This window comes from Helicobacter magdeburgensis (assembly GCF_000765825.2).
GTDB lineage: Bacteria > Campylobacterota > Campylobacteria > Campylobacterales > Helicobacteraceae > Helicobacter_C > Helicobacter_C magdeburgensis.
Genome location: NZ_JRPE02000016.1, coordinates 25,687 through 32,710 on the forward strand (window position 1 = coordinate 25,687; position 7,024 = coordinate 32,710).

Consider the following 7,024-nt stretch of genomic DNA (forward strand, 5'->3'; position numbering starts at 1 on the left):
ATAGGCAAAGGATAGGCAATGAAGCATAATCAGTGGATAAGCATTTCAGATATGATGGCGGGGATTATGATGATATTTTTGCTGATTATGGTCTCTTTTATGCTGATTACGCAAAAAACACAAGAGGATTTGAAGATTCAAAATCAAAAACTTTTAGAGTTGAATGAAGCAATGAGTGAAATTGCACAAAATTATTCTAATCTGCAACAAGAGCTGTATGAGGCGTTGCTTAAAGAGTTTGAAAAAGATTTGAAAAAGTGGGACGCACACATTGATGAGGATAATACCATTCGCTTTAATGAGCCAGAAGTGCTATTTGATACAGGGGCAAAGCAGGTTAAGAAGCGGTTTCAGGATATTTTAGATGATTTTTTTCCGCGATATGTGAAGATTCTATCCTTGCCAAAATTCCAAGATAATATTGAAGAAATTCGTATAGAGGGGCATACTTCGCAAAGCTGGTTTTCAGCCCAAACGCTAGAAGAGCGGTATTTGGGTAATGCTGAACTCTCACAAGCTAGGGCATTAGAAGTGCTAAAGTATTGCTTTAATCTTAAAAAGATAGATTCGCACAAAGAGTGGCTTATTAAGGTGTTTCGTGCCAATGGGTTGTCTTTTGCCAAGCCCTTAGAAGATGATGACAAATCAAGGCGTGTGGAGTTTCGCGTCATCACAAAGGCAAATAAGGACTTGCTAAGAATCCTTGAGATTAGCAAAGATTTTGAGCCAAAATAACCTTTTTTTAAGTAAAAACTCGGCATAATCGCCGACTTTGATTTTAACTTTAAGGCAACAATATGAAAAGAACTTATCAACCACACAATACGCCAAGAAAGAGAACTCACGGCTTTCGTGCAAGAATGAAAACAAAAAATGGAAGACGCGTTATTAACGCAAGAAGGGCAAAAGGTCGCAAAAGACTTTCAGTATAAGCTTTGTAGATGAGGTTAGATTCTCTTAAAAATAAGACAGAATTTGACTTTATCTATAAAAACGCACAGCGTTTCTTCCATAAAAACTTTGTACTTTACGCACTTCAAATCTCAAGTATCAAGCCTAATAATTTCCGCACTCAAAAGTTTGTAGATTCGCTCTCTTCGCATAACGCAGAAGTCTATGTGGGCTTAAGCATTTCACGCAAGGTTGGCAAGGCGTGTGTGAGAAACTTACTGAAGCGGCGACTTAAGGCGATTATGTATGAAAATCGCACTAAATTGCAGGATTATATTTTTGTCATCGTGGCAAGAGAGAGCATTATCCTAGCGGATTTTGCCACATTGCAAAGGGATATATTATTTGCTTGTTCTAAAGTCATTCATTCTAAAATTATTCAAAGTGGGGTAAAATCGCAAAAATTTCCCCCAAATAACGCAAAGAGAATCTAAATGTGCGTGATACATAGGATTTATATTTGTGCATTTGTTGAGATTCCACGATGGATTTTGATTTTTTTAGTGAGGGTGTATAAAAGGTTTGTCTCACCTTTGAGCGTTGGGGCTTGTCGCTATTATCCAAGCTGTTCGGAATATGTAATGTGGCTTTTAAAGTTTGATAATCCCTTTCTAGCCGCATTCAAATCCCTTGCTAGAATCTTAACCTGCAATCAGCTTTTTAGCGGAGGCATAGCCTATCCACAAGCTACTTTATCTTTTCAAAACATTGTCTTTATGCCAAAAAATGTGAAATATTGGTTTGTTCCTAGCACAAATAAAGCTTTTTTGGGTATAATGGGCGTTTTCAAAAAAACTTACACTATGCGAGTTTATATCATTAAATCACTCTAATAAAGGTAATATAATGTATCGTCCAAATGAACAAGATAGCGGTATGTCGCTTACGCGTGTGCTTATAGCCGTTGGCTTATCTATTGCGTTTTTTGCTGTGTATGCATATTTTGTCCCGCAAAAGCCAAAGACACACGCTTCACAAGCCCAAAATACACAAAAGACAACAGAATCTCAAGCACAAACAGCCCCGCAAACCTCCCAACCCACACTAGAGAATTTACAAGATTCTAGCTCTGCAACAGAATCTGCAGATTCTATCTCTCCTGCTACTACACCACAGTCCCTTAAACAACGCATTATCGCCCATATAGAATCTGATGAATTTGAGATTGAAATTGACGCATTAGGGCGGATTAAGCAGGTGTATCTTAAAGATGAGAAATTCACACGCCACGAGCAACAAAGTCTTTTTGGTATGATAGGCGAGATTTTAGGCTTTAAATCTCAAGCTAAAGCAGAGCGAGATAAGCTCCCACTTTTTGGGGATTCACAACTGCATACAATGGAAGTGCGTTTTACCGATACAGAGCTTAATAAAAAGGCATTTGAAACGCCTTATGTAGCGAGTGTTTCACACTTTAAGCTAGGCAATACTCCTTATGAGCTGACTTTAACGCAAAATCTCGGCGATGTGGTGCTAAAAAAGATTTTCACCATTCACCCAAATTTGCGTTATGATGTGCGAGTAGAACTCAATAAACCGGATATAGAATATTTTGTAAGCAATGGTATGCGTCCCACTGCTGATACTGATACTTATGCGTTTAGGGGTGTGGTTACACGCAATGTCAATGATGGCGTTTTGACAAAGATAGAAGATAGTGATGCTACAGCTGATTACTTGGCAAAACAAGCTATGGATATGAGAGAATCTAGCTTTGTAGCGAGTGTGGATAGGTATTATACAAGCTTATTTTTCACACAAGCACAAAAAGGTTTATATGTCGTAGTGAGTGGCGATAATGCACATAATCCTATGCCTTATGTGCGATTTGTGGGGAATGCGGAGTTTTCTGGCTACATAGGGGCGAAATTCTATAAGGTTTTGCAGGGTATTGATGAAAATCTCACTGATGTAGTGGAGTATGGGCGTATTACATTTTTTGCTAAACCGCTTTTCTTGCTTTTAGAGTATTTGTATGATTTATGCGGGAATTGGGGTTGGGCGATTGTGCTTTTGACACTGATTGTGCGTGTGGTGCTGTATCCTTTGACATATCGGGGTATGGTGTCTATGCAAAAGCTTAAAGATTTAGCCCCAAAGATGAAAGAGTTGCAAGCACGTTACAAAGATGATCCACAAAAACTTCAAATACATATGATGGATTTATATAAAAAACACGGGGCAAATCCCATAGGTGGCTGTCTGCCGCTTATATTGCAGATTCCTGTATTTTTTGCTATTTATCGGGTGTTGCATAATGCTGTGGAGCTGAAAAGCTCGGCGTGGATTCTATGGATAGATGATTTATCGGCTATTGATCCATATTTTGTGCTGCCTGTGCTTATGGGGCTAAGTATGTATGTCTCTCAAAGACTTACTCCATCAAATTTTACAGACCCAATGCAAGAGAAAATCTTTAAGATGTTGCCGTGGGTTTTTACGATTTTCTTTATTATATTCCCATTCCCTGCTGGGCTTGTATTGTATTGGACGGTGAATAATATATTCTCAATCATTCAACAAATGTTGATTAATAAGGTTATGGAATCTAAAAAGGCTAAAGAAATCGCCCTGCATCACGAGAAACACGAGCATAATAAAGAATCTCATAAAGAGACACACAAAAAACAAAGGGGGAGAAAATGAAAAAGATTGTAGAAAAAACATTAGAAGCTGCCCTTATCAAAGCATCAACGGAGTTAAATTGCTCTGTGGCAGATTTAGAATATGAGATTATCCAGAATCCAAGCAGTGGTTTTTTGGGCTTAGGCAAAAAGGACGCCATTATCGTTGTTGAGACAAAGGGTAATGACTCTCGTCCTAAATCAGCACAAACACATTTTATTCAAACAAGCAATCCAGATAATCCTAGGGCTACAAAGCAGTCAAATAAAGATTCATACCCACAAGATAGTTTTATAGAATCTACACGCGATTTAGACAAAAATACACTCTCACAGCAAGAAATAAGCTCTAACAGAGATGATTATACCCTAGATTCACAATCAGTTTGGGGCGCACAAAGCTATGAAACATCAAGAGAGTATGAAACGCAAAAGTTCTACGAAGCACCAAAACCTATGTATTCTAAGCAGGATAATGAAGCAAATATAGCTGAAATTCGCAAGGAGCTTGAAGCGTTATTTGCGTTCCTGCCCTTTGAGATTCATCAGTTTGAAGTGAAAATGTATGATGACAACACACTTTATATCTACATTGATGGGCGTGATTGTGCCTTGCTGATAGGAGAAAGGGGCTATCGCTACAAAGCCCTGTCATACTTGCTTTTTAATTGGATTAATCCAAAGTATGGCTACGCACTTCGCCTTGAAATTGCGGAGTTTTTGAAAAATCAAGAAGAGATGATTGATGTGTATCTTAAAGATATTGTGCGACTTGTAAAGCTTAATGGTAGGGCGCAAACAAAAACACTTGATGGAATCTTGGTGTATATTGCTTTAAGTAAATTGCGGGATTTATTCCCCGATAAGTATGTCTCTGTGCGACAAAATGAGGTAGATGAAAAATACATCATCATCAACGATTTTAGACGATAGCACCATTGTTGCTATTGCCACGCCTGTGGGGGTTGGGGCGATTAGCATTGTGCGATTAAGTGGGGAGCTTGCCTACAATATCACCTTAAAACTCACACATAGAGATTCCCTTAAGCCACGCTACGCCCATTTATGCCAAATCTATGATGAAAATACCGCTATTGATGAAGCCATTGTGCTATTTTTCCCAAAACCACATAGCTACACGACACAAGATGTTTGCGAGGTGCAGTGCCACGGCGGAATAAGCAGTGCCAAAGGCATAGTAGAGCTTTGCTTAAGGCTTGGAGCGAGACTTGCAAATGCGGGTGAATTTACCAAACGCGCTTTTTTGGGCGGACGCCTAGATTTAGCTCAAACTCACGCCATTGCTGGAATCATACAATCCCAAAGCCTTGAAGCAAACAAGATTCTAATGCGGCAGCTTAAAGGGGAGTTAAGCGAATTTGTGAAGACAAATCGCGAAAAGCTTTTAACCCTTCTTGCTTTTAGTGAGGTGAATATTGATTACAGCGAGGAAGTGGAGCAAGACTATATTACACAAATGCAAGATTCTTTGCAGGAGCTAGAATCTTGCTTTAAGCACATATATGAAGCCTCTATTATGCGACTTGGTGTAATTCAGGGCTATACACTTAGCATTGTAGGCAAACCAAATGTCGGTAAAAGCTCATTGCTTAATGCCCTGCTTATGTATGAACGAGCCATTGTGAGTGATGTGGAGGGGACTACGCGCGATACGATTGAAGAGAGTTTGCAGATAGAGGGTGTGATTGTGCGGATTGTGGATACCGCTGGGATACGCCAAAGTGTGGATACAATAGAGCAAATCGGTATTGCCAAAACAAAAGAGGCTTTAGATAGAAGCGATGTGATTATCGCACTTTTTGACAGCTCAAGGGCGTTTGATGAAAAGGATAGAGAGATTTTAGATTTACTTGCCACACATACAGATAAGCATATTTTGCTTGTTTTGACAAAGAGCGATTTGCCCTTAGCTTTTGATACCACACATTTAAGCGAGTTTGTGGCACAAAATCCTAATGTTTTGCAGGAAAGCCCTTTATATATCAGTATAGAATCTGGCGGGGCAAAGGCGGTTGTAGAATCTCTAAAAAGTATCATAAACACGCATAGTGGGGGTGATAGCCTTATCCTTACTTCACATTATCAGCTGGAGAGTTTAAAAAATGTGCTAGATTCTATTGCTAAAGCTTATGATGTGCTAAATCTTGGTGAGCTAGAGCTCTTCTCATATCATATACGCGACTGCATTACTGCTCTTTCAAATATCACTCACCCCTATGAAGATTCGCAACTCCTTGATAAGCTTTTTGGGACATTCTGCCTAGGCAAATAAGCCGGAAATAAGCTTAAAGAATGAAAAAAGTGAATCTTGATTTTTCACGCTCTTTTGTGGAGCAAAGAGAGATTTTTAATCGTAGATTTTGGATTAAACGCGATGATTGTATCCACACATATTGCAATGGCAACAAGGCACGGAAATTCTTTTCGCTACTAGATTCTACACATAAGGTTTGGATAAGCTATGGGGGCAATCAATCTAATGCAATGCTTACTCTTGCCTACCTTGCCTCAATCAAGGGCGTGGCGTTTCACTATGTGATACCTGCTTTTTATGGTGAGCCTATTGGGAATTTTAAAATGGCTTTAAGCTTTGGTATGACGCCCCATATATTGCCTTTTGGCTCAAGTGTGGTTAAGCTAGAATCTTATGCCAAAACGCTAAGCTACGAAAATGCCCTTTTTATCCCGCAAGGTGGGAGTGTGAATCTGGCACAAAAAGGTATGGACGCCCTAGCCAAAGAGCTATCTCAAAGCGTTGGTGGAAGCCCTGTGCTTTTCTATACAAGTGGAAGTGGCGTTGGCGTAGTAGCGTTAAAAAAGGCATTAGATTCTTATTTTCCTAATGCGTCTTTGGTGGTATTAGCTTGTGCTAAGGGGGATTTGGAGCAAAAATTTTTAGCTCATAGTCTTACGCCCCCGCTTATTTTACAAGCCCCATTTGCCTTTGCCAAGCCAAAAAGAGAGATTTGGCAGATGAGAGAGTATCTTAAAAGCAGGGGGCTAGTATGTGATTTAATCTATGATAGCGTGGGGTTTTGCATAATAGAAAAGTATTTAGAAAAGTTTCAGGGGCGGGAGCTTGTATTTATCCACTCTGGTGGATTGCTGGGGGATATTTCACAAGAGCACCGCTATAAACCCTGCCATAGAATCTAGATTGAGATTCTTTTTTTTTCATTATTTATACTATTACTATTCATAAGGCTTAATTTTTAATCCGTATTCACATCATATATAAACCCAAATCTACTCCAAACCTTACAAAATTATTACATTTTGTTACATACATTTTACTTTTTTCTTATCATTTGCCTTGTTTTAAGGCAAATGGGGGGGGGGGGGTGCTACAACCGCTCCGCTATGTTTTTTAAACAAGCAAAAATTACAACAAGGAGAATAACAATGAAAAGATTGTTAATTAGCTCTAT

The 7,024-nt window shown here is 39.1% G+C and carries 8 protein-coding genes; all 8 read left to right on the forward strand.

Annotation, left to right across the window (positions count from 1 at the left end; genetic code table 11):
- The first annotated feature begins 18 nt into the window (after positions 1-18).
- The 8 genes from LS74_RS09240 to LS74_RS09275 all read left to right on the forward strand — a co-directional run bounded on the left by LS74_RS09240 (position 19) and on the right by LS74_RS09275 (position 6,752).
- Entirely contained in the window at positions 19-735 is a 717-nt protein-coding gene (locus LS74_RS09240) for an OmpA/MotB family protein (protein WP_115026014.1), read from the forward strand.
- Between the two features lie 62 nt (positions 736-797).
- Complete coding sequence (gene rpmH, locus LS74_RS09245) at positions 798-932, forward strand: 50S ribosomal protein L34 (RefSeq protein WP_011114959.1); 135 nt, start codon at positions 798-800, stop codon at positions 930-932.
- Between the two features lie 9 nt (positions 933-941).
- Positions 942-1,385 (forward strand): ribonuclease P protein component, encoded by a 444-nt coding sequence (gene rnpA / locus LS74_RS09250; RefSeq protein ID WP_034589067.1) that lies wholly within the window; start codon positions 942-944, stop codon positions 1,383-1,385.
- Positions 1,386-1,784: a membrane protein insertion efficiency factor YidD gene (gene yidD, locus LS74_RS09255; protein ID WP_084584346.1), complete on the forward strand. Its 399-nt coding sequence runs from the start codon at positions 1,386-1,388 to the stop codon at positions 1,782-1,784.
- Positions 1,785-1,797: 13 nt separating this feature from the next.
- Positions 1,798-3,597: a membrane protein insertase YidC gene (gene yidC, locus LS74_RS09260; protein ID WP_034589069.1), complete on the forward strand. Its 1,800-nt coding sequence runs from the start codon at positions 1,798-1,800 to the stop codon at positions 3,595-3,597.
- The gene (locus LS74_RS09265; RefSeq protein WP_138129071.1) at positions 3,594-4,508 is read left to right on the forward strand and encodes a Jag N-terminal domain-containing protein; all 915 of its coding nucleotides are present in this window, start codon (positions 3,594-3,596) and stop codon (positions 4,506-4,508) included. Before yidC ends, LS74_RS09265 begins: the two co-directional genes overlap by 4 nt.
- Positions 4,471-5,868 carry a tRNA uridine-5-carboxymethylaminomethyl(34) synthesis GTPase MnmE gene (mnmE, locus tag LS74_RS09270; protein WP_034589234.1) on the forward strand — a complete coding sequence of 466 codons (1,398 nt, stop codon included), beginning with the start codon at positions 4,471-4,473 and terminating at the stop codon, positions 5,866-5,868. The genes LS74_RS09265 and mnmE overlap by 38 nt, the downstream gene beginning before the upstream one ends.
- Positions 5,869-5,888: 20 nt before the next feature.
- A complete protein-coding gene (locus LS74_RS09275; RefSeq protein ID WP_034589233.1) occupies positions 5,889-6,752 on the forward strand; it encodes a 1-aminocyclopropane-1-carboxylate deaminase in 864 nt (287 codons plus the stop codon).
- Positions 6,753-7,024: the final 272 nt, after the last annotated feature.